This is a genomic window from Zhongshania aquatica (assembly GCF_027257955.1).
Lineage (GTDB): Bacteria > Pseudomonadota > Gammaproteobacteria > Pseudomonadales > Spongiibacteraceae > Spongiibacter > Spongiibacter aquatica.
In genome coordinates this window covers 173437-195325 of record NZ_JANZNQ010000005.1, presented here as the reverse complement: position 1 = coordinate 195325, position 21889 = coordinate 173437, and the positions used below count along the sequence as shown (strand labels likewise).

Here is a 21889-nt window from a genome sequence, read left to right as displayed (position 1 = left end):
TTAAAAGCTCCTTTGCTGATGGGATTTATGCGGCATGTTGCAAATCTCCTCGCTCGCCAAGTTCGCGAAAGATATTGCCGTACAAACTGTAGAACATGGTGGCACTGTGAATAATTTGCGCCTGATCTTGCTCGTTGTCGATACGATTCATTAAACCTTTGAAGAACTCGACATGTTCAACATCTAATGCGCCATGTGACGTTAAATAGCTAAATGCGCGTTTTGGTAAATTTAAGCTTGAACGAATCGCTTCCGCGGCATTATCGGCAATCGCAATACTGGTGCCTTCAAGTACTTGCACCATGCCAAAAAAGCCAACGGGATTCACACGGTTGATCATGTCGTAGGCGTAGGACACCATCAGTTCGGTAGACGGCGCAGGACGGCTGTTGCGTACCTGTTCACGATCGCCACCGCAGGCTTCGATATCGTTGAGTATCCATTCTTGATGGCCGAGTTCTTCTTCAATGTATTCTGCCACTGCCACGCGAAGCCATTCATGTTCTTCACCTAAGCGGCCGCCGCAGGCCATTAACAAGGGAACAGTGTGTTTTACGTGGTGGTAGGCCTGCGTTAAAAATTGAATATAGTCATTCAAACTGAGCTTGCCGCTCACCCCGTGCTGGATGAAATCGATGGTGTAAAGTTCTGCTCTTGCAGTGGCGGTCTCGTTTTGAAGCTGATCATAAAATCCCATTTTTTACTCCTCAGCCATGTCAGTGCGCGCGGTATTTGCGCTAACAACCGATAGGCATTGCATTGTAATTTCGTTGGTTTCTGGGTTCAAAACGTCGCTGTAGCAGTCGTCCACTAATGACGCGTAGTGCGTCAATATTTCGTTGCGACGTAAGCGACCATTGGCGGTTAATAAACCGTCAGCGACGCTCAGCGCGTTGGGCAATGCTGCCCAGCGACGAATTTGTGCGTAGTCTGGCAAATTTGTATTGCACAGTGCTATGTCATGGCTAATGTCGCTCTTGCTTGCACCGGGTGCCGGATAGATAAGAGCACTGCAAAAGGCCTGCGCGTCGCCGATAACCATCACTTGAAGAATGCTAGGTAGTGCTGACAATTCACTTTCTGGCCATTCCGGTGAAATATTGCGTCCGTAGCTATTTACCAGCAGGTTTTTACTGCGGCCGCGAAGCCACAAAAAGCCATCCTCATCTAATTCACCAAGATCACCTGTGGATACCTCGGTGAACGATGGCGCGCCGATGTCGTGTTGCAAATAGCCTTGATAGGTATTGCCGCTAACTAAGACTTCGGCAGCCACAATGGTTACCGCGCAGTGAGGTAAAATCTTGCCGGCAGAACCCGGCTTGTCGGCGCCGGGCCGATTCACAGAGACCACCGATCCGCATTCAGATAAGCCATACCCTTCATAAACTGGCAGGCCGAGTTGTCTGCCGCGTTCGATTAAGTCAGGTGCGACGCGCGCGCCACCAACAGCAAGGAATTTTAAGCTTGTTGGCGCAGGCCATTTTCCAGACTCCCGAGCGCAAATCAGACCTTTTAAAATTTGCGGCAGCAACACCGCGCTATCTGGTGTCGTTGCGGTCAAGGTAGACGCTAATGCTTGAATATCTAGGCCTGAGCTTCCCGCCCAACCTAAGTTCGCTAAGCCGGGCAGCACCACTTCGGCACCGCGCAAAAGCGCGCTATACACACCGGCAACATTTTCTAGAAGCGTCGCCAAGGGTAAAACCGCGAGATGCCGATGTAGGGGCGTCTCTTTGAGCGCATCATTCAGTGCACTGGCAGTTGCGTACTGGGCTGCAACAGATAAACACACACCTTTAGGGTGACCGGTTGAGCCCGATGTATAAGTGATTTTTGCGGTGTTGTCTGGCAATAAAACGCTATCGAGTAGCGGGCATAACCGAAACGCACTAATGCTTGTTAGGCTAGCAAAAGTCACTGCCCCGCCCGAAAGCCGCGCACCGAATAAGGTGGCACAGGTGGAAGCGAAGCCGTCTCGGTCGCTTAGCAATGCATCGACGCCGCTACTTTCAACGGCATGACGCATTTGCTGCGGTGTAAAAAAGCCAGGTAGCGGGATGAGGGGGACATTCGCTAGCTGGCAAGCTAAATCTACAATAATCCATTCTGGTCCGTTGTCTGCCGCAAGACCTACGCGTTCAATACCCAAGGTAGTAAGTTCGTCCGCGAGCGTGTGCACCGCGGCCAGCATGTCACTATAGCTAAATGCGTTATTGTCTCCGCGAAGTGCAGGTAGATCGCCAGAGTTTGAAGCAAACTCCTGCAGTGTATGAATGATCTTACTCATACAGCGCTCGCAAGCCGTGGTCGTCCACATTGGTCAATTGCGTGTCACAGCCGCTGAGTAGCATGGCGGTCATGGGCTGTTTGGCAAAAATGTCGATAGCACTGCGGGCATTCACCGCAATAACGGTGGGTTTGGTGTCGTAATACGTGCCCCAATCGGCTAGCTGCACACCTAAACGGCGGCCATCTGCTTCGCAAAGGGTATATTGTTCTACATGCAGGCGGCGAAGTAATTTTTGCACCTCTGGCGTTGCGGTAAATACGGCCCACTCGGCGCCTGAGCGGCAAATTAGCGATGCCAAGGCAATAAACAGCATTTGGCTGCTACCGCGCCATGTAGAGACGAGGTTACCAATTTCAACCAAGCTTCCGCGCTGAACATCGTTACCTAGTAAGTTCGCTAGCAGCACTTCGGCTGGCTGATCCATATACTGCTCTACGAACAGGGCGTGGCCGTGAATACCGCGACGCATGCCAAGTACGCCAGCAATTTTGCTGTGTGAGCGCATGAGTAAAAAGAAGGGTAGGAATTCTCTTAGCTTTGCGCCGTAGGCGGCGGAGAACTTGTTGGCAATATAGGCCTCTATTTCTGCACGCTCTGGCGCGCCTCGGCCGATAACACTTAGCTGCGGGGACATCTCTAATGCCTCACTCGTGCGAGGATTAGCATTTACGGCGCTGTTTAGCCCGCTAGTTACCGCATCTACTTGAGTTGAATACATCGTTACGCCCTCACATTGAATTTCCATGTTTGTAGCGTATCGAGCCATATTTAAGAAAAACTTAAGGAAAATACATTTTGCACCGAAGGACGAATTTATTTTCTGATTGTTATTTCGGCTTATAATCCGGTATTTCAATATTGCTATTTTAGAACTGTTTCCTATTGACACTATAGTTCAGGCTATTAGTATGGAGGCGGCGAGCGTGATCCGTGATCTCGCCTGTTTATGGGGGTCACCAACAGATAACAATAAGGCGCTCGGAGCGTGATATGAAAACCAGCTATACCATATGTGGAATCTGCGAACAGGGCTGCGGTTTAAAAGTTACTGCTGAAAATAATCAGGTAGTGAAGATAGAGCCAGATAAGGAAAACGCGTTTAGCTGGCGGGATTATTGTATTAAAGGCGCCAAATCCCATCTCGCCCTTACCCATCCCAAGCGTATTACCAAGCCGATGAAACGGGTTGGCGACCGCTATGTAGAAGCAAGTTATGAAGAAGCCATTAGTGATATTGGCTCGCGCTTCAATGCCATTATTGATAAACATGGCGCCAACGCCGTTGGAAGTTACACCGGCAACCCCAATGGCTTTAACTTTGGTAGCGCGTTATTTCAGGCTATGTTCCTAGACGCCATTGGCACCGAGAGTCGGTTTTGGGTTGCCTCGGTAGATCAGAACGCCCTGCATGTGGTGTCAGAAAACCTTTACGGCAATCCTTGGGTGAGCCTGCAGGCCGACATTGATTATTGCGATTACTTTCTCCTGATTGGCACCAATCCGCAAATCAGCGGCATGTGTTGGATTGGCTACTCTCCCGACGGCTGGAAGCGGGTGCTTGCCCGTAAAGACGCCGGCGCACAGCTCGTTGTCGTAGATCCGCGCACCACCGAATGTGCGTCTAAGGCCAGCCAGCATATCGCGCCGCTGCCAGAAACCGATTGGGCATTGGTTCTGGCCATGATCAAAATCATCTTCGACAACAACTGGGACAAGGCACCCAGCCAGCACCTTAACGGATTAGCCACATTAAAAACCCACGCCCAAGACGCCGACTTAAACGCCCTTAGCCAGCTCTGCGATATACCATTGGATACCATTTACCGCCTTGCCGAGCAATTTGCTAAGGCACCGCGCGCCATGACCATTGGTCGAACCGGCGTGAGTCAGGGGCGCAACGGTGTTCTCGCCTTATGGTTAGTCCAAGCCTTAAATTTAATTACCAACCGCGTAGAAAGCGAGGGTGGCATTTATTACTCGGTTGGCGTGCTTGATCTATTGGCTGCGGGGGATAAATTATTTCCGGCATCAAATGCTGTTAGCCGTGTGCGTGGCAATAAAAATGTGGCGGGATCGCATAGCCTTGCTGAACTGCCCGATGAAATTACAACGCCCGGCCCAGTCCAGATTCGCGCCTTAATCATGAATAGCGGCAATCCTGTTGTGTCGGGGCCAGATGGCGATAAACTCGATGCAGCCCTGTCGCAATTGGAATGCTTTGTCGTTATTGATCAATTCCAGCGCGAAAGTCATCGTCATGCCGATTGGTTAATTCCCGGTGATCACTTTTTAGAGCGCTCAGAAATCAATCCGCTGTTGCAAGCACTAAGCCCCGCGCCGCGCGCGCAAATAACCCATGCCGCCGTTGAGCTCCCAGAGGGTATGCGCTACGAATGGGAATTTCTGCGCGACCTCACCATCGGCATGAACAAACCGTTTGTGATGGGTAAGCAATGGTTAAACCCGGTGGTTAAAGCGAGTATGAAAATAGCAAACTGGACGGGCAATAAAAGTCACGGATTTTCACCAATGTGGTTGTCTCGGGTACTAGTTAAATCCGGTGGCATGTTTAAATGGAAAGACATTGTTAATGCAGAGCATGGTCTTGGCAGTGTAGATACCCGCCCCCAGTTCGGTGCGCTCTTTAAAAAGCTCAGCACCGCCAATGGCAAAGTAAATATTGCGCCCGAGCTATTTGTACAAACCCTCGTCGAGCGTCTGCAGGAAAAGCCCGCCGATACCTCAGCTTACCCACTTCAACTCATTGGGCGCCGCCGCATGAAAATGATGAACTCGTGGTCTGTTGAAACCAGTATGAGCGGCATGAAAGAAAAAGAAATGAGCGGCGGCACGATTGAAATCAATATCGCAGATGGTGAAAAGCTCGGTGTCATTGATGGTCAAACCGTTACCGTAAGTTCAGTAACCAATAAACTACAAGCAACAGTAAAACTCTCAAAAGAGATACGCTGCGGTGTTGCGGTAATGGAGCACGGCTGGGGCTACCGTACCTTCGACCCGAAAACCGGAGAAGGTACATATAACGGTGGGGTGAACCGAAATATTTTAGTTTCCAATACTGACCTTGATCCTCTGTCGCGGGTACCTAGACTAAATGGAACGCGGGTTAATGTGCTTGGCGCAGTAGATGCGTAAAAATTAGCAGTTAAGATTTTATTTCCAATGCCTTAATTAGCCGACGGATATTTCCGTCGGCACGCTTTGCTATTTAGAATTTATCACTTTGGTTCCGCCGACATGGTCGTGTAAACATCGTTTAGATTTAGTGAATATAAAGAGTATATTGACCATATTTATAATGGGCCCAATAACTGGGATTAGTGGAATTAGCCAACTAAAACCATATCTCTTTGCCAGAGTTGTCACGTCGGCATGCTGTCCTGCTACAGTCACTATTTTAATATTTAGTGCTTTTTTACCTAGGGTCTGTCCATCTCTTACTAAAAACTTACCGTGAATTAGTAGGAATACTGCCATGCCCGCAATGGACAAGACCAAGAAGTAGGAGGCTGAAGGCTCTATGCCTTTTGAAATGTCATCGAAACCGCCGGTAAAATACATCAGTGGAAGTGTTATAGGTATCATTGTTAAGCCGTCTATTATTGCAGCTCCAAGCCGATCCCATCTGCTTGCGAGTATGTCGCCATCAGTGGTTTCAAAATCCATTTTTGTGTCGTCCTTATCAGTAGTCATATCTTCCATGTCTTTTCTCCATAACTGCTATTTTAAAATTCCAATAATTATAGGCCAGACTCTATCATAGACTTAATCTTTAGTGCCTTTTCAAAGTGATCTAGCTGATGCGTTTTAATCCACCAGGTAGCGGCCTCCATCAGTACATCCGGTTGGTCATTCTTATTTTTAAAGAAGGCGTAAAATGATAAACCCACGCCATCGCCCTGCTTGCTAATCTTTTGATCACAAACCTCAATAATTTTATTTCTAAGTTCGGTTCGCAATGTTAAATCCTTTCTTCGGTGATGATTTTTGTACTACAGCCCCCGGATAACGGTTGAAGAAAATTAAACACAACCATTGCGATTTTATCCTAGGAATATTTCTTGAAATAGGGTACATAATCGCTCCTAAATTCTAGGTCGTATTTTATAAAAACAGATATTTTTAGCGTTATTCTCCAACCTCAACGCTTTCCTGCAGCCACCCGCTTGAAGCGAATGGCTAGAGGGAAGTAGCGGAAAACGGGGCAGCTGCAAGGCTTTGTCATGTTCCGCTTAGCGAGCATTCCTTTCATTCGAGCCTTCGGCAAGCGAGTAGACTCGCGATCCATCGGCGAACGAGATAGTTCGCTGCGGGAAGGGAATCTCAATGCCCGCCTCATCGAATCGGCGTTTCAAATTGACGTAACTGTCGCATTGCAATGCGAAACCGTTTGCAGGACTATCCGCCCAGGCCCACGCTCTGAGCGTGACGGAAGAATCGCCGAGCGCAGTGACTCGCACGGTGACAATCGGGGAATTATCTCGTATTTGCTCTTTAGTGCGTTGGTCAATGAGCAGCGGATGCTTAGCGATCTCTTCCCGCATGATCTTCATCGCGAGCTCCAGGTCAGATGAGTAGCCAATACCCACCTCGATTAACTTGCAGATTTTATTGTCTGTGTGGTTGGCGTTGACCACCACCTCACTGCTGATCTGTGAATTCGGGATGATGATTCGGTTGTTCTCGGCATCTCGAACAATGGTTTCTCGAAGAGTGATGTCTTCGACTGTTCCGGTGTAATTGCCAGAGACGGTGATTCGGTCACCGATCCGGAACGGGCGGAAGAACACGATCATGAAACCGCTGACAATATTCCCGAGCACTTGCTGCGACGCCAGGCCGCCTACAAGGGTGAGAATACCTGCTCCGGTGAGCAGCGAATGACCAACAATCTTGAGTTCGGGGATGTGTGTCAAGCATGCCCCAATGCCGACACCATAGATTACGGCGGAAATTAGGCGCTTTGCGAAAATCAGTATGGTTCTATCGAAAGAGTCAGATGTCAACTTAGACGACTCCAGTCGATTTATTATCGCAATCACAGCCCAATTCGCCAGGACCGTAATGCCTATGATGGTTGCAAGTATCGACAAAAGCCGAAAGTCAGAAGGAACGCTGTCGAATACCGATTTCATTTAGGAAGTCCTGATTATTGGAACATAACGCTTTGCTAAACAGCAGCCGAAGCGCAGCGCAGGCTGTTCAGTGGAGGCGCGTGTTTTTGCGCCGGAGCGATGTTTGAGCAATTTGTTATATCCCCATCTTAAACCGGCTTGAAGCAGGAGCTTTAGCTACAAATTTCTCTTGCGCCATCAAATGTATATTGGCCTCACTTATTTGGCCTAGGCGCTGGCGATGTACAGGGACAACTTTACTGCCCATTTTTTCTGATAAGGCTGACATGTGCTTCCAACGCTGATCGTATGTTTCATAGCTTTCATCATAGAGGGTTTTCATCAGCTCTTGTGCGAACTCTGTTTCTTCATTTTCATGTAGGAGCTTAGCTAGTTCGACGGCAATTTTGTGACACGCATCTGTTATATCTTGAGGCGTATCTCTCTTATGAAGCTCGTTCGTTGAGTACCAAAAATACCAATTGTAAAGGTCATTGAGCTTTAGATACATCTCGTACTCGGCTGCCTTCAATGCTGATTTATCTTGTGACCTCTTACTTAATGAGATATTTATCCAGGCCCCCGCTAGGGCAAGCAATACACCACTAACAAAGCCTGCAAATACACTTACATAGTCCATTGCTTAACCCTAGGTATAACAGCTAAATATACGTTGATGCGACGTGTTTAAACACGCCGCTCTGACTACTATCCCCAAACGTATTTTTTACCTTCATACCCTATCCTTTTCTTTAGTAAGTTCTTTCCCTAGCGGTTACTGAAAATGCCTTCGCTGAAATATATCACTATAGCGCACTACTTTTGCACTGCTCGTTTATAACTATAAGCAGAGTAATCAACGACGTAAAAAAGCACTTACTCCTTAATATCTGTACGCAGTACCTGCAGGCCTTTTTCTATGGCGATTAAATGTTCGCGTACACCGGCTTTGCTGCGGGAAATACCCACTGCGAGAATATCTAACACCGCCATATGAGCAAGACGGGATGGCAAGGGTGTGTAGTCGCCATCATCGGTATCGACGTCGATATAAATGGCGAGGTCGGCGGCGCTTGTTACCGGTGAGCCTGTTGGTGCTAATGCGATGACGGGGGCGCCATTTTGCTGGGCTAAATTGATAGCGTCTAGCAAGGCCTTGGTTCGGCCAGACTGGGATATGACCACCACGACATCGTTGGGGTCTAAGGACATGGCCGACATGGCTTGTACATGGGGGTCGGAATACACGCTGGCAGAAATCTGAAGGCGAAACAGATTGTGCTGGGCATCGGTGGCCACGGCCGCAGAAGCACCAAAGCCGTAAAATTCTACACGACGAGCATTGCTGAGCAGCTCCACGGCTTTTTCGATAGCGGTGACGTCGACGCTATCGCGAACTTTCTTTAAGGTCTCCATGGTGGAGTCAAAGACTTTGAAGGTGTATTGACGGGCAGAGTCCTCGTCGCCAAAGCTAAATTCTTCATACTCCGGGCTGTGGGCAATGTGCTGAGCCAGCGCGACTTTAAAGTTTTGGAAACCGTCGCAGCCAATGGCGCGGCAAAAGCGCACCACGGTGGGTTCACTAACGTGGGCCTCTTGGGCGAGGTCAACAATCCGCATGTGAATGACTTCTTTGCGGTTTGCCAGAATATAGTCAGCGACCTTGCGCTCAGAGCGGCGCATTTGCTCTCGGCTGCTTTCCATCGCGCGAATGATATTTCTGGGTCTCAACGTGGTGTCCACCGGCTTGCTGTTATTGGTTTGGCTGGCTTTATTGTAACGCAGGACGGGGATATTGGCGTTGTCAGTCATCAAATTGATCCGGATCCGAGATTAGCGGTGCCAGCGCCGCGTAATCCCAGTAGAATATGCCGCCATGGACGTATCTTATATTCTTGATGATCTCAACGACGCGCAGCGTGACGCGGTAACTGCCGATAGCATCGGCACGCTAGTACTGGCGGGTGCCGGTAGTGGTAAAACCAGAGTCTTGGTGCACCGTATAGCCTGGAAGATTAAGGTCGAAGGCCTGTCTACCTACAGTATTTTGGCGGTCACCTTTACCAATAAAGCCGCTCGCGAAATGCGTGGCCGGATAGAGGCGCTTTTAGGCGGTAATCTTAATCACGGCATGTGGGTGGGCACCTTTCATGGTCTAGCTCATCGCTTACTTAAAGCGCATGCCCGTGAAGCCGGCTTGCCCGACAACTTTCAAATTTTGGATAGCGACGATCAACTTCGGCAGCTCAAGCGTATTCATCGTGAATTAGAACTTGACGATGCCCGTTGGCCGCCGCGTCAATCCCAGTATTTTATTAATGGGCACAAGGACGAAGGTCGTCGCGCAGCGCATATTGACGATTTTGGTGGCGATCACCATTTGAGCACCATGCTCAAGGTTTACCGCCGTTACGAAGAAGTCTGTCGTCAGCAAGGCGTTATCGATTTTGCCGAGTTACTGCTGCGGGCGCTGGAATTATGGCGAGACAATCCCGCGATTCTTGATCATTACCAACAGCGCTTTAAGCACGTTCTAGTGGATGAGTTTCAAGACACCAACGCCGTGCAGTACGCGTGGTTGCGATTATTGACCAGTAAAGGCATGGCGATGACCGCCGTGGGCGATGATGACCAGTCTATTTACGGCTGGCGTGGCGCGCGGATTGAAAACATTCAGCAGTTCTCCAAAGATATTCCAAATACTCAGGTAGTTCGCCTAGAACAAAACTACCGCTCCACCGGCACCATACTCAAAGCCGCCAATGCCCTCATCGCCAATAACAGCCAGCGGCTAGGAAAGGAGCTGTGGACCAAGGGTGAAGATGGCGACAAAATCGCGTTGTTTGCTGCGTTTAATGAGCAAGACGAAGCGCGTTTTGTTACTGATCGCATTGATGAACTCCTGCGCGATGATTATCGCCGCGGCGATATTGGCGTCCTCTACCGCAGCAACGCTCAGTCGAGGGTGCTGGAAGAGTATTTGATTCGCGCTGGCGTGCCCTACCGGATTTATGGCGGCCAACGCTTTTATGATCGGCTCGAAATTAAAAACGCCCTCGCCTATTTGCGGATTATTGCTCTGCGCGATGACGACACTGCCATCGAGCGGGTTATTAATACGCCCACCCGTGGTATCGGTAACCGCACCGTGGAAATATTGCGTGAATACGCTCGAGAGCATCAAACGTCTTTGTGGCGGGCTGCGGTCGCCATTATTGAAAATGGCTTGCTGCCTGCTAGAGCGGGTAATGCCTTGCGCGGGTTTTTGTCACTCATCGAAGATCTTGCGACCCAGTGCCAAGATGTACCCTTAGATGAACAAGTCAGTATCGCCATTGATAAGTCTGGCCTAATTGCCTTTCATGAAAAAGAAAAGGGTGAGAAAGCTCAGGCGCGAGTCGAGAACTTACAGGAACTGATTACCGCCGCGCGGGGCTATACCCCGGAAGACGAGGAAGCCGAACCGCTGCGCGCCTTCCTTGATCAGGCTGCCTTGGATGCCGGTGATCAGCAAGCTGATGAACATGAAGACAGCGTGCAGCTTATGACCTTGCACTCGGCCAAGGGGCTGGAGTTTCCGGCGGTGTTTATGGTCGGCGTGGAAGAAAATCTCTTCCCCCATAAAATGTCGATGGAAGACCCAGAGCGACTTGAAGAAGAGCGTCGCCTTGCTTACGTAGGTATTACCCGCGCAGAGAAAAAATTATATTTAAGTTATGCAGAATCTCGGCGTTTGCACGGCCAAGAGAGCTTTAATAGCCTGTCGCGTTTTGTGCGTGAAATCCCCAACGAACTCATTGATGAAGTCCGAATCAATAATACCGTCACTCGTCCAAGTAGCTACGCACAAAGTACCACCAGTGCCCAACAGGCAGCGGCGGCGTCTATTGGCTTTGGTTTGGGTCAGCGGGTTTTACACAGTATTTTTGGCGCTGGTGTCGTGCTTAGCTTTGAAGGCCAAGGCGCCAGCGCGCGGGTGCAGGTGAATTTTGAAGACGAAGGCAGTAAGTGGTTAGTGCTTCAATACGCGAATTTGCAGTTACTGTAAGACAGGAATAATAACAATGAATAAGGCCGTAAAAACCAATTATTCACCGCTGGTTATTTTAGCCTTGCTTGCAGCTTTAGTTGCTATGAGTTGGCTATATGTTGGTGAGCGAAGTAAAGATCACAGCACTCAACGCCAAGAGAGTAGCGCGAGCGGTCAGCAGGTTTTTCACTGGAAGCTGGTAACCACATGGCCTAAGAATTTTCCTGGGCTTGGCACCGCGCCTGAAAAATTTGCGAGCATCGTGAATAAAATGAGCAACGGTCGTCTGCAAATAAAAGTGTATGGCGCTGGCGAACTTGTGCCTGCGCTAGGGGTTTTCGACGCGGTGTCTACCGGCAGCGCCGAAGCAGGTCACGGCGCGGCGTATTACTGGAAAGGGAAATTATCGTCGTCTATCTTTTTCACCGCGGTTCCCTTTGGCATGACCGCGCAGGAAATGAATGGCTGGTTATACCACGGTGGTGGCTTGGAATTATGGCGCGAAGCCTATGCACCATTTAATTTGATTCCGATGGCAGGCGGCAATACTGGCGTGCAAATGGCGGGCTGGTTTAATAAAGAAATTAATTCTGTCGCTGATGTTAAAGGCCTGAAAATGCGCATCCCTGGTTCTGGCGGCGAAGTTTGGAATCGCCTTGGGGGCACATCGGTTACCCTGCCTGGCGGTGAGCTATATACCTCTTTACAGACCGGTGTGATTGACGCGACAGAATGGGTGGCACCCTACAATGACCTCGCCTTCGGTTTTCACGAAGTGGCCAAATACTATTACTATCCGGGCTGGCATGAGCCTGGTTCGACACTGGAATTAATTATTAACAAACAGGCGTTTGAGGCTTTACCAGAAGACTTAAAAGCGATTGTTGAAACTGCTGCACGCTACGCCAATGCCGATATGCTCGATGAGTACACGGCGCGAAATAACGCTGCGCTGCGCGAGCTAGTTGACGTTCATCACGTGCAGCTACGGAAACTGCCAGACGATGTTATTCGCGAGTTGCACAAGGCGTCTGATGAGTATTTAGAAGAGCTTGGCAATAGTGATCCGCTTACTAAAAAGGTCTACACAAGCTGGAAAAACTTTATGGAAGGCGCCAAGGCTTATCATCATATTTCTGAGCAGTCTTATATCAATTCGCGGGATTTGTAATTTAATTAAATCATTTTTTTATTAAATTATGCCCTAAAGCGCATTCGTAAAATATGCTTTAGGGTTGTTAGCCAAGTTACTCTTTACTGTAAAAATACCGCTAGGCGCGTTTTAAATAGGCTTCACTTACCTGCCATAGACGTTCCGCCGCGCGGTCATCTTTCGCCCAAGATTTTAGTCGTTTGGGTTTGCAGTCTGAAAAATACTCGCCGCTAATATTAGCTAAGCTTGGCGATGTTGCGACAAAGATAGACGTTTTTGCGCCAGATGCGGGACTTCGAAAAAAGGGCTTCATTAACAGCCCGATGATTTTTCCTATCACTACGTGATCTTGATGGCCTAGGCCGGTGCTAACCGCGCCGGGGTGCACACAATTTACCGTGACGCCGGTGCCTTCTAGTTGTTTCGCGAGTTGTCGCGTCCACAAAATATTGCACAATTTTGAATGTCCGTAGACCTTAAAAGTTTTGTAGGGTGTGGTCTTAAACTCTAGGTCGTCGAACTGGACGCCATTGGCGAAGCTATACGCTGCGGACGCCACACTGACGATGCGCGCCGGGGCACTTTGTATTAAGCGATCGCGGAGTAGTTCGGTCATTAAAAAATACGCGAGGTGATTCACCGCAAAGGTTTCTTCAATGCCATCGCTACTGAGCTTGCGGTGGGTGTTGACGACACCGGCGTTATTCATCAGCAAATGAAGTGGTTTTCCGGTATCTAAAAATTGTGTTGCGACGCGTCTAATGTCAGAGAATTTGCCGAGATCGCCGAGTAGAAGTGTGCTGTGACATTCCGGCGATTGTTCGTTAATTTCCGCCAGTAGTGCCTCGCCTTTTGCTTGGTTTCGGCATACAACAAATAGCTCCGCACCTTGTGCGGCCAATGCGAGGGCTGTCGCTTTACCAATTCCATTTGTTGCACCGGTGATCAAGCAGACTCTATTATGCATCGACATTGTTATTCTCCATTATTGTCGTCAGCGCAGAGTCTGCCTTGTTTTACGGCAGGTTTACATCGTCTTTCTGTAGCAGGAGTAACTCAGTCGACGATGCGGGTGCGACCATTGCCATCGATTGCGACAAAGACAAATTCACCTTCGGTGACTTTGGCGGGTTCGTCTTGATGTAGGCTGGTAATCCAGACCTCTACACGAACGCGAATCGAGCTGCGGCCAACATCTAAGATTTCTGTATAACAGCTTACAACTGCGCCGACCCTGACAGGGGTCATGAATGCCATACCATCGACGGCAACAGTTGCGACTCGTCCTCCGGCTCGCCGTGAAGCGGTAACGCTTCCTGCAAGATCCATTTGTGACATTAACCAGCCGCCAAAAATATCGCCGCTAGGGTTGGTGTCGGCGGGCATTGCAACAGTTTGTAAGGCTAATTCGCCTGTGGGTTTTGGCGTGTCGTCGATGTCACGCATAATTTGTAATCTCTTGGTAGAAAATATTAAAGACGCACAGTTAACGTGTGCCCAGATGAATTGTCAATGTCACACTTATCATTATTCACCTCGAACGAAAGACGGCAGCCACGTCGCTAAAGAAGGCCAAAGTGCCAGCAAAGTAAGCATGAGTAATTGCAGTGCAATATACGGTGCAACACCTCGATAAATTTCTGATGTGCTGACCGATGGTGGTGCAACACCGCGCAGATAAAATAGCGCAAAACCAAATGGCGGGGTTAAAAAAGACGTTTGTAGGTTGAGGGCGATCATAATGCCAAGCCAGATCGGGTCTACTCCCATCGCCAGCAATATTGGCCCCACAATTGGCACCACCACAAAGGTGATTTCAATAAAATCGAGAATGAAGCCTAGTAGAAATATCACTAACATCACGATGAAGGTTGCGGTGATGACGCCGCCGGGTAGCTGTGCGAAAAAATGTTGAATGAGGTCATCGCCACCAAAGCCGCGAAATACTAATGAAAATACGGCTGCGCCGATCAGAATCATAAAGACCATGCAGGTCACTTTTAGGGTTTCTCGACCGACCTCTCCCATCCGTGTCCAACTTAACTGTCCTTTAGCGACTGCCATGAGTGCCGCGCCTAAGGCGCCTACACCCGCTGCTTCGGTAGGCGTGGCAGCCCCCATTAAAATAGAGCCCAGTACGGTTAGGATTAAGGCAACTGGAGGAAGTAGTCCTTTGAGTAGCGCGCTTATTGGCGGTGGATCGAGATCGCTGGCGGCGGGGGCTTTCTCCGGTTGTGTGATGGCAATGTAGCCCATGTATAACAAGTAAAGAACGACCAACATCAGGCCTGGTACGAGTGCACCAATAAATAAATCGCCGACAGACAGGGTTTTTGGGCTGAATACCCCTAAATCTAATTGCGCCTGTTGGTAGGCGCTAGACAGAGTGTCGCCGAGTAGAACGAGAGCGATAGACGGCGGAATAATTTGCCCGAGGGTGCCTGTGGCGCAGATGGTGCCGGTTGCTAAGCTCGGATCGTAGCCCCGTTTTAGCATAGTCGGCAGTGACATTAAGCCCATAGTGACGACCGTTGCGCCAACAATGCCGGTGCTGGCCGCGAGCAGCATACCTACCAATATGACTGAAAACCCCAAACCACCTCTGCGACGACCAAATAGCGCTGCCATATTGCTGAGCAGTTCTTCGGCTAGGCGGCTCTTTTCAAGAAGTACGCCCATTAATACAAATAAGGGTACGGCGATTAAGGTCACATTGCTTATCGTGCCATATAAACGGCCAGACAGTGCCGATAGAAAGGAAGCATCAAAATGGCCGATGCTAATACCAATACCCGCAAATAGCATGGCGGTTCCTGCAAGACTAAAGGCCACGGGGTAGCCGAGCATTAACACTAAGCAAATTACGGCAAACATTAACAGCGGTAGAAACTCAATCAGCATGGCTAATTAGCTCCCCGCCGCTCAGGATGATGGCATTGCGTAATAATTCGGCAATTCCTTGCATCGCGAGATTGATCGCCATCAAGGGAAGCAGGCTTTTTAACAGGTAAACAAAGGGCAGTCCGCCGGGTTCTACTGATGCCTCACGTATCTCCCAAGCGTTCGCGCTAAAATCCCAACTGGTGATCAATATTAATCCGCAGAGCGGCAATAAAAATAGGATGCAGCCAATGCTGTCGATCCATGCCTTAGTGCGTGGTGAAAAGCGATGATAGAAGATATCTACGCGGACATGGCCGCCGTGCTTTAACGTATAGGCCGCGCCGAGCATAAACACGGTGCCGTGTAAGTAGGTTACAGATTCTTGTAGCGCGGTCATCCCTTCGCCAAAGCCGTAGCGCATGATCACCACTGCGGCTGTGCCTAACATCATTAAGGGAATTAACCACGCTAGCAGACGTCCAAGTCGCTCAGTAAGGTAATCTATTAAATAAACACACTGCTTCACTATTCGGGTATCCCTAAATTAGCTGCTTATTATAGCTATTCTGTGGGCACAGATGCCAAGGAGACACCATGCGTTCTATTATTATTCTTACATTGCTTGGCTTTGCCTACGCGGGCAGCGTACAGGCAGACATTGTTGCCCGTTATGCCATGGGTAAAGAAACTCTTACCCTAAGTTACCGAGATGACCAACATATTCGCGTGGATCGCGGCCAGCTTGGTTATTCTATTATCAATGGCCAGCAAGCCATTGCCGTACTTACACAAAGCGGCGCGCGCGTGGTCATGAATGTTGATGATGTCGGTGACATGATCAATAGTGCGCAAGAAGGCCAAGCTATCGTAGTACCAGATACCCATGAGGTAAGTCTGACACCTACGGGCCAGTTCAGCGACGTCGCTGGTATTAAAGGTCGAGTTTACACTGCTAGCGACGGTCGCGCTAAATACCTTGCTGTGCTCACTGACAACGCGGAGGTTATTGCCGCCAGCGATGGCCTGCGTCAGTTTTTTCGACGCTTTGCCAGCTCAATGAAGAATGAACGCGGTAACAAGTTGATTGCTCTCGAGAGCGCGTTTAAAGATCAGCAGGATCGTGGTGTTCTTCAGGTTGAAGGTGGCTTTAAATTAATTGCTATTGAGCAGCAAGCGCGTCCGGCAAATTACTACACGCCGCCGCCGATTGGTATTCAATTTCCCGGTCAGTAATTTTCTATAGCAGTAATAGCGCCCGCCTGCCCTGCGTCACCGTGCGGTGAGCGAGTAAAATCGGTATCATTGTGCCTCCGAGATACCGAATCATTAAGTAACACACTAAATCCTATGACAGATAACGCACCTTTTGCCGATCAGGAAACGCTGCTGGAGTTATACGCGGGCACTCATCCGGTTAATAAACAACCAATTTTTGAAAAGGTACTCGCGATCCCGCTGCAGAACAGCGGTGATTATCGACTGCTCAAGTCACCGCTGTTTGTGCGCGGAGTAGCTGCCATGGATACGATCAATCTAAACCCCGATTCTCGTGGGCGGTTTATTGTGGTCGAGCGCGGAGGGAATCTCTGTGTCAGGGTGTTTTTTCGGGAGCCCAATGAGGTACTGGAAATGCAGCTCACGGCTGAATTTGAAAAACTGGGGGGGTGCCTTGATATTAAAACGGAACGCGCCTTGGTCTATAGCATCCATTTTGGCGTAGGATTCAGCAGCATCGAAGAACTCATGAATAAATGGATTAACGGCGACACGGCTACTTGGCTCTATGGCAATGTATATGATGCGGATAGCGGCGAGCCACTAAATTGGTGGCAAGCCTTGTTGCAGGCCTGAAAGGACAGACCATGTTACTTGTAATATCTCCGGCGAAAACCTTAGATTTTGATAGTCCGTCGCACACCGCGAAATTCACGCAAGGTGATTTTTTGCCGCGCTCGCAAAAGCTGATTTCGCAATTGCAAAAGCTCAGCCCCGATGATATTTCGGCACTGATGAAAATTAGTCCCAAGTTAGGCGAATTAAATCATCATCGCTTTATGAATTGGGCGCGCCCCTTCACGCCGGATAATGCCAAGGCGGCGGTGCTGGCGTTTCGCGGCGACGTTTACACGGGATTAAATGCAGACAGTTTTACTGACGATGATTTCGAGTTCGCCCAACAGCATTTGCGTATTTTGTCTGGGCTTTATGGCTTGCTCAGACCCTTAGATTTAATACAAGCCTATCGTCTGGAAATGGGGACTCAGTTTGAAAATAACGACGGCAAGAATTTGTATGAGTTTTGGGGCGAGAAAATAACCAAGGCGCTTAACACCCAGCTGGCTGAAATCAATTCCCAGGTTTTGGTCAATCTTGCTTCAAACGAATACTTTAGCGCGGTTAAGCCTAAGGCCCTGAAAGCTGACATCATCACACCGGTATTTAAAGATTTTAAAAACGACAAATATAAAATTATCAGTTTCTATGCGAAAAAAGCGCGGGGGCTGATGGCGGCCTATATTATTCAGCAGCGTATCTCTGACGTTGAGCAGCTGAAAGCCTTTGATAGCGATGGATATTACTTCAGCCCAGAACACTCTACCGCGCGTGAGTGGGTATTCTTAAGGGACGCCCCAGTTTAGTTTGCATTGCTCTTAGCGCTCAGACCATAGACAGTATTTGCTGCCACTCTGCTTTGCTCACCGGCATTATAGACAGGCGGCTGCCCTTCTTGAGCAGTCTCATCTCGCCTAATGCCGGTTCGGCTTTTAACTCTGACAAGGGAATCAAGCGTTTAAATTTCCGTTCGAATTTTACGTCTACCATAAACCAGCGTGGGTTGTCGGCGCTCGCTTTAGGATCGTAATAACGAGACTCGGGGTTTTGCGCGCTGCCGTCTGGGTAGGCCTCCTTAACTACCTTGGCGATACCGGCTATGCCCGGCACAGGACAAGAGGAGTGGTAAAAAAAGACCTTGTCACCGCACTTCATTTGGTCGCGCATCATATTTCTTGCTTGGTAGTTGCGCACGCCGTCCCAATGCTCGGTGCTATCTGGGCGGCTGCGTAAATCATCTAAGCTGAAGGTGTCCGGTTCTGACTTCATTAACCAATAGGTCATTGTTGACTGCGCCTCCAAAACGCTAAACTGGATTATTATTACTTCTCTACCACCGTCGCGTTGATGGTGTGTTACGGCGATAACCCTACTATGAGTGAAATTAAGCCATTCTCGCAAGCCTGCGAAAATAATAAACAGCCGATTTTGAATCACTTAAAAGCGGTGCTGCAGGATTCCCATGATGTGCTGGAAGTCGGCAGTGGCACTGGCCAGCACGCTGTGTATTTTTCTGCCCATATGCCATGGCTACTATGGCAGTGTAGTGATCGGTTTGAAAATATTTCGGGCATACGTAGCTGGTTGGCGGAAACCTCGCTGCCTGCGCCGTTGAGTTTAGATATTCGAGATGAGGTGTGGCCAGCAGAGCAGTACGATGCCATTTTTACTGCTAATACGCTCCATATAATGGGCTGGCCAGAGGTGGAGTTGTTTTTCGCTAAGGCGGATAAGCACCTAAAGGCGACGGCCTTATTGTGTATTTACGGCCCATTTAAATATCGAGGTGAGTTCACGTCGCCCAGTAATGCGGACTTCGATCTTTGGTTAAAGGGCAATAATCCAGTTAGCGGCATACGTGATTTTGAGGCCATTGAAAGGCTTGCTCACAATGCGAGTTTTAGTCTGCTGGCAGACCACAACATGCCGGCGAATAATCAGCTACTTGTCTGGCAGCGCCGTCGCTAGTATCTAATATCAACGTTATCGCTACATTGAGTGCATAAAAAAACCCGGCCAGAGCCGGGTTTTTCCTAAGCTAAAACTAACTGCCAAGAGGCATATTAGTAATCTAGCTCATCCTCAGACATTTCGTATGACTGATATTCTTCTTCTACAGGCTCGTCTTCAAGCATTGGCTCTTCGACGGTCATTGGAGCTTCTTCAACCATGGGCTCGTCTAGCATCGGCTCATCTTCAACCATTGGCTCATCGTATGACATAGGCGCAGCAACCATTGCGTCTTCGCTACCCAATACTTTCAGCTCAACACGGCGGTTTTCAGCGCGTCCTTCACTGGTCTCGTTGCTAGCAATAGGCTGTTCTTCGCCGTAGCCAGTTGCAGTCAAGCGGCTGCTTTCAACGCCACTGCCAACCAAGTAGTTCTTCACTGATTTGGCACGGTTCTGAGACAGGTTCATGTTGTAGCTGTCGCTGCCGCTGCTATCTGTGTGACCTTGTAGCTCAACATTGAAACCAGGTGAACTAGTCAATGTTGCCGCAACATCATTCAGGATAGTTTCAGCGTTCATGGTTAACTTAGCGCTGTTAAGTTCAAAGTTTACACCGCGTAGAATCACAGCCTGATCTTTTGCGCAGCCGTTAGACATAACAGCTTGGCCAGCTGGAGTATCAGGGCAAGCGTCGTCGGCATCTACAACACCATCGTTGTCACCGTCTAAAGGGCAACCAACCGCGTTTACTTCTGCGCCAGCAGGTGTGTTCGGGCACTGATCTAGGTAGTCAGCAACACCGTCGTTATCGCCGTCAAGTGGGCAACCAACGCTGTCAACTTGTACGCCGCTTGGTGTGCCTGGGCACTGATCCATTTCATCAGAAACACCGTCACCATCTGCATCTTTTACGCCGTATTGCGCGTCGAAGAAGTTATAACGCAAACCAACCATCACGCTTTGCGCGCTGTATTCAATTTCCGTTTTAGTTGCGGCAGACTCAAAGCTCGCATCTTCAGACATGCTGTAGCGGTAACCCGCATCTACGGCTAGACGAGGTGTCATATAGTAAGTGATACCAGCACCCAATTGGCCGATAAGGACGTCATCGTCGCCATCGCCGAAATCTAGGTTTGCTTGACCCAAACCGAAACCAATGTAGGGACGCAGGCGCTCTCCAGCTGAGAAGTCATACCACAAGTTACCCATCATAGAGGTCACTTCCAGTGTGCCGTCGCTAGCAAGAGATCCGCCGGGGCCGCTTAAGCTATCAATATCATTTTCGCCTTGACGGTATTCAAATTCCAGTCGGTAAGGGCTTTCGAATTTATAACCGAAGGTGACGCCGTAGCTATAGTCATCATCGTAGCTTGCTTCAAAATTGGCATTGGCAGCTGCGCCACCGCCCAGCAAGCCATTGAGAAGATCACCCAGAACGGGAATCGCGCCTAGCGCGCCAACGCCGCCAGCGCTAGAGGTGCTTACTGTGCCGTCTGCGTCAAATACTTGATTATAAAAGGCGTTACCACCAAGGTAGAAACCCTTCTCCTTTTCGGCCTCAGCCATAGCCGCACTCGCCGCCGATGCTAAAATCACACCGGCCGCAAGAGCAGTTTTCCATTGCTTGCTCATAAACATCCCCTGAATCATTAAAGTTATACCTTTTATAAGTCGCAAATTACCACGTCATCGCGAGGCTTAATACATACTTTAAGGCATAGTGTTCCATAATAGCGTAAATAAATTATTAAAAATGCGTGCAACTTAACGTTTGAGTGCGCAGAAATCCTAAACTCTCTGATAAAAACAGTAAAGTAGCAGATGATATTCTAGCTGATATTAAATTGATCGATATAGTAATGCGTATTTACTTCGACGGTGAGGCTCGAATCACTCTTAGGGCGACGCGACGATTTTTAGCCCTGCCTTCGTCGGTATTATTGTCTGCAATGGGCATGGTGTCGCCATAGGCCTCAATATCAATACGGTCTGATGTGACTCCCAGTGCCATTAATTGGTTTTTAACCGCATTCGCTCTAATTCGTGACAACCGGTAGTTCACGTCAGATGAGCCGCTGCTGTCGCTGTGGCCTTGAAGTGCTAGCCGATACTTCGGTTTCAGCATCAATACCTCGGCGACATGTGCAAGTTGTTCATGGGCTTCATTGCTGATATCGGCGGTGCCGTAGTCAAACCAAATGCTTTCTAGACCGACACTTTGTTTTGCCGAGCACCCGTTTCGCATTACCCGGGCGCCAGCCGCGGTGCGCGGACATTGATCGTCGCCATTTTTTACGCCGTCATTGTCGCTGTCTACACAGCCGAACTGGTCAACATTTTCACCCGGTGGGGTTTTAGGGCAGTGATCAATGGTGTCGATGATACCGTCGTTATCGCTATCTGCGCAGCCATAGCTATCAACGACGGCTGCTGCTAATGTTTCTGGGCAACGATCATCGCTATCTGCTATGCCATCGCCGTCGCTATCCTTTGGTCGAGATGTTGCCGCAGCGCAATATGAAGACGCCAGCAATACTATTAAGAGCTGGCTTAGTAGCAATCGTGTGAAGCAAATGTTCAATATCGTCTTTCCCGGTCTTATATGTCTAA

At 49.1% G+C, this 21889-nt stretch carries 22 protein-coding genes; 7 read left to right on the top strand and 15 right to left on the bottom strand.

The window, feature by feature from the left end:
- Nucleotides 1-25: 25 nt before the first annotated feature.
- From O9X78_RS07065 to O9X78_RS07055, 3 genes are read right to left on the bottom strand one after another with little or no spacing between them, the layout of a single operon-like run.
- Complete coding sequence (locus O9X78_RS07065; RefSeq protein ID WP_269618922.1) at nt 26-697, bottom strand: iron-containing redox enzyme family protein; 672 nt, start codon at nt 695-697, stop codon at nt 26-28.
- A gap of 3 nt (nt 698-700) precedes the next feature.
- The gene (locus tag O9X78_RS07060) at nt 701-2290 is read right to left on the bottom strand and encodes an AMP-binding protein (RefSeq protein ID WP_269618921.1); all 1590 of its coding nucleotides are present in this window, start codon (nt 2288-2290) and stop codon (nt 701-703) included.
- Nucleotides 2283-3011 carry a thermostable hemolysin gene (locus tag O9X78_RS07055; protein ID WP_269618920.1) on the bottom strand — a complete coding sequence of 243 codons (729 nt, stop codon included), beginning with the start codon at nt 3009-3011 and terminating at the stop codon, nt 2283-2285. Before O9X78_RS07055 ends, O9X78_RS07060 begins: the two co-directional genes overlap by 8 nt.
- Before the next feature lie 272 nt (nt 3012-3283).
- Here O9X78_RS07055 and O9X78_RS07050 point away from each other — a divergent pair, with 272 nt between their 5' ends.
- On the top strand, nt 3284-5449 hold the full coding sequence (locus O9X78_RS07050) for a molybdopterin-containing oxidoreductase family protein (protein ID WP_269618919.1): 2166 nt from the start codon (nt 3284-3286) through the stop codon (nt 5447-5449).
- Nucleotides 5450-5518: 69 nt separating this feature from the next.
- On the opposite strand, the gene O9X78_RS07045 is transcribed toward O9X78_RS07050, so the two are convergent.
- From O9X78_RS07045 to O9X78_RS07025, 5 genes are all read right to left on the bottom strand, one after another.
- Nucleotides 5519-6016 (bottom strand): RDD family protein, encoded by a 498-nt coding sequence (locus O9X78_RS07045; protein ID WP_269618918.1) that lies wholly within the window; start codon nt 6014-6016, stop codon nt 5519-5521.
- Nucleotides 6017-6054: 38 nt separating this feature from the next.
- The gene (locus O9X78_RS07040) at nt 6055-6273 is read right to left on the bottom strand and encodes a DUF6500 family protein (protein WP_269618917.1); all 219 of its coding nucleotides are present in this window, start codon (nt 6271-6273) and stop codon (nt 6055-6057) included.
- A 273-nt stretch (nt 6274-6546) separates the two neighbouring features.
- Nucleotides 6547-7449 (bottom strand): mechanosensitive ion channel family protein, encoded by a 903-nt coding sequence (locus O9X78_RS07035; protein ID WP_269618916.1) that lies wholly within the window; start codon nt 7447-7449, stop codon nt 6547-6549.
- 115 nt (nt 7450-7564) lie between these two features.
- Nucleotides 7565-8068: a hypothetical protein gene (locus tag O9X78_RS07030; protein WP_269618915.1), complete on the bottom strand. Its 504-nt coding sequence runs from the start codon at nt 8066-8068 to the stop codon at nt 7565-7567.
- Nucleotides 8069-8304: 236 nt separating this feature from the next.
- Nucleotides 8305-9240, bottom strand: coding sequence for a MurR/RpiR family transcriptional regulator (locus O9X78_RS07025; RefSeq protein WP_269618914.1), 936 nt, complete (start codon nt 9238-9240; stop codon nt 8305-8307).
- Nucleotides 9241-9304: 64 nt separating this feature from the next.
- Between O9X78_RS07025 and uvrD the strand changes: the two genes are divergently transcribed.
- Both uvrD and O9X78_RS07015 read left to right on the top strand, forming a co-directional pair.
- On the top strand, nt 9305-11476 hold the full coding sequence (uvrD, locus tag O9X78_RS07020) for a DNA helicase II (RefSeq protein WP_269618913.1): 2172 nt from the start codon (nt 9305-9307) through the stop codon (nt 11474-11476).
- 16 nt (nt 11477-11492) lie between these two features.
- Nucleotides 11493-12629 carry a TRAP transporter substrate-binding protein gene (locus tag O9X78_RS07015; protein ID WP_269618912.1) on the top strand — a complete coding sequence of 379 codons (1137 nt, stop codon included), beginning with the start codon at nt 11493-11495 and terminating at the stop codon, nt 12627-12629.
- 100 nt (nt 12630-12729) lie between these two features.
- On the opposite strand, the gene O9X78_RS07010 is transcribed toward O9X78_RS07015, so the two are convergent.
- From O9X78_RS07010 to O9X78_RS06995, 4 genes are all read right to left on the bottom strand, one after another.
- The gene (locus O9X78_RS07010) at nt 12730-13584 is read right to left on the bottom strand and encodes an SDR family oxidoreductase (protein ID WP_269618911.1); all 855 of its coding nucleotides are present in this window, start codon (nt 13582-13584) and stop codon (nt 12730-12732) included.
- 83 nt (nt 13585-13667) lie between these two features.
- On the bottom strand, nt 13668-14057 hold the full coding sequence (locus O9X78_RS07005) for an acyl-CoA thioesterase (RefSeq protein ID WP_269618910.1): 390 nt from the start codon (nt 14055-14057) through the stop codon (nt 13668-13670).
- Nucleotides 14058-14138: 81 nt separating this feature from the next.
- On the bottom strand, nt 14139-15512 hold the full coding sequence (locus O9X78_RS07000) for a TRAP transporter large permease (RefSeq protein WP_435056047.1): 1374 nt from the start codon (nt 15510-15512) through the stop codon (nt 14139-14141).
- Nucleotides 15502-16020, bottom strand: a complete 519-nt coding sequence (locus tag O9X78_RS06995; RefSeq protein WP_269618909.1) for a TRAP transporter small permease subunit — start codon at nt 16018-16020, stop codon at nt 15502-15504. The genes O9X78_RS07000 and O9X78_RS06995 overlap by 11 nt, the downstream gene beginning before the upstream one ends.
- Nucleotides 16021-16088: 68 nt before the next feature.
- Here O9X78_RS06995 and O9X78_RS06990 point away from each other — a divergent pair, with 68 nt between their 5' ends.
- From O9X78_RS06990 to yaaA, 3 genes are all read left to right on the top strand, one after another.
- Entirely contained in the window at nt 16089-16727 is a 639-nt protein-coding gene (locus O9X78_RS06990; RefSeq protein WP_269618908.1) for a hypothetical protein, read from the top strand.
- Between the two features lie 114 nt (nt 16728-16841).
- Nucleotides 16842-17345: a DUF4265 domain-containing protein gene (locus O9X78_RS06985; RefSeq protein ID WP_269618907.1), complete on the top strand. Its 504-nt coding sequence runs from the start codon at nt 16842-16844 to the stop codon at nt 17343-17345.
- A gap of 11 nt (nt 17346-17356) precedes the next feature.
- Nucleotides 17357-18133: a peroxide stress protein YaaA gene (gene yaaA, locus O9X78_RS06980; RefSeq protein ID WP_269618906.1), complete on the top strand. Its 777-nt coding sequence runs from the start codon at nt 17357-17359 to the stop codon at nt 18131-18133.
- Nucleotides 18134-18152: 19 nt separating this feature from the next.
- Here the strand turns inward: yaaA and O9X78_RS06975 are convergent, their stop codons facing one another.
- Complete coding sequence (locus tag O9X78_RS06975) at nt 18153-18611, bottom strand: EVE domain-containing protein (protein ID WP_269618905.1); 459 nt, start codon at nt 18609-18611, stop codon at nt 18153-18155.
- A gap of 90 nt (nt 18612-18701) precedes the next feature.
- On the opposite strand from O9X78_RS06975, the gene O9X78_RS06970 reads away from it, so the two are divergent.
- On the top strand, nt 18702-19295 hold the full coding sequence (locus tag O9X78_RS06970) for a DUF938 domain-containing protein (protein ID WP_269618904.1): 594 nt from the start codon (nt 18702-18704) through the stop codon (nt 19293-19295).
- Nucleotides 19296-19390: 95 nt separating this feature from the next.
- Here O9X78_RS06970 and O9X78_RS06965 read toward each other — a convergent pair whose 3' ends face one another.
- Together O9X78_RS06965 and O9X78_RS06960 are read right to left on the bottom strand one after the other, a co-directional pair.
- Entirely contained in the window at nt 19391-20911 is a 1521-nt protein-coding gene (locus O9X78_RS06965; protein ID WP_269618903.1) for an OmpA family protein, read from the bottom strand.
- 235 nt (nt 20912-21146) lie between these two features.
- Nucleotides 21147-21860 carry an OmpA family protein gene (locus O9X78_RS06960; RefSeq protein ID WP_269618902.1) on the bottom strand — a complete coding sequence of 238 codons (714 nt, stop codon included), beginning with the start codon at nt 21858-21860 and terminating at the stop codon, nt 21147-21149.
- Nucleotides 21861-21889: the final 29 nt, after the last annotated feature.

What these genes read in the sequence shown, in the direction of transcription:
- O9X78_RS07065 (WP_269618922.1), bottom strand. Translation starts at nt 697, where the DNA reads ATGGGATTTTATGATCAGCTTCAAAACGAGACCGCCACTGCAAGAGCA.
- O9X78_RS07060 (WP_269618921.1), bottom strand. Translation starts at nt 2,290, where the DNA reads ATGAGTAAGATCATTCATACACTGCAGGAGTTTGCTTCAAACTCTGGC.
- O9X78_RS07055 (WP_269618920.1), bottom strand. Translation starts at nt 3,011, where the DNA reads ATGTATTCAACTCAAGTAGATGCGGTAACTAGCGGGCTAAACAGCGCC.
- O9X78_RS07050 (WP_269618919.1), top strand. Translation starts at nt 3,284, where the DNA reads ATGAAAACCAGCTATACCATATGTGGAATCTGCGAACAGGGCTGCGGT.
- O9X78_RS07045 (WP_269618918.1), bottom strand. Translation starts at nt 6,016, where the DNA reads ATGGAAGATATGACTACTGATAAGGACGACACAAAAATGGATTTTGAA.
- O9X78_RS07035 (WP_269618916.1), bottom strand. Translation starts at nt 7,449, where the DNA reads ATGAAATCGGTATTCGACAGCGTTCCTTCTGACTTTCGGCTTTTGTCG.
- O9X78_RS07030 (WP_269618915.1), bottom strand. Translation starts at nt 8,068, where the DNA reads ATGGACTATGTAAGTGTATTTGCAGGCTTTGTTAGTGGTGTATTGCTT.
- O9X78_RS07025 (WP_269618914.1), bottom strand. Translation starts at nt 9,240, where the DNA reads ATGACTGACAACGCCAATATCCCCGTCCTGCGTTACAATAAAGCCAGC.
- uvrD (WP_269618913.1), top strand. Translation starts at nt 9,305, where the DNA reads ATGGACGTATCTTATATTCTTGATGATCTCAACGACGCGCAGCGTGAC.
- O9X78_RS07015 (WP_269618912.1), top strand. Translation starts at nt 11,493, where the DNA reads ATGAATAAGGCCGTAAAAACCAATTATTCACCGCTGGTTATTTTAGCC.
- O9X78_RS07010 (WP_269618911.1), bottom strand. Translation starts at nt 13,584, where the DNA reads ATGTCGATGCATAATAGAGTCTGCTTGATCACCGGTGCAACAAATGGA.
- O9X78_RS07005 (WP_269618910.1), bottom strand. Translation starts at nt 14,057, where the DNA reads ATGCGTGACATCGACGACACGCCAAAACCCACAGGCGAATTAGCCTTA.
- O9X78_RS07000 (WP_435056047.1), bottom strand. Translation starts at nt 15,512, where the DNA reads ATGCTGATTGAGTTTCTACCGCTGTTAATGTTTGCCGTAATTTGCTTA.
- O9X78_RS06990 (WP_269618908.1), top strand. Translation starts at nt 16,089, where the DNA reads ATGCGTTCTATTATTATTCTTACATTGCTTGGCTTTGCCTACGCGGGC.
- O9X78_RS06985 (WP_269618907.1), top strand. Translation starts at nt 16,842, where the DNA reads ATGACAGATAACGCACCTTTTGCCGATCAGGAAACGCTGCTGGAGTTA.
- yaaA (WP_269618906.1), top strand. Translation starts at nt 17,357, where the DNA reads ATGTTACTTGTAATATCTCCGGCGAAAACCTTAGATTTTGATAGTCCG.
- O9X78_RS06975 (WP_269618905.1), bottom strand. Translation starts at nt 18,611, where the DNA reads ATGACCTATTGGTTAATGAAGTCAGAACCGGACACCTTCAGCTTAGAT.
- O9X78_RS06970 (WP_269618904.1), top strand. Translation starts at nt 18,702, where the DNA reads ATGAGTGAAATTAAGCCATTCTCGCAAGCCTGCGAAAATAATAAACAG.
- O9X78_RS06965 (WP_269618903.1), bottom strand. Translation starts at nt 20,911, where the DNA reads ATGAGCAAGCAATGGAAAACTGCTCTTGCGGCCGGTGTGATTTTAGCA.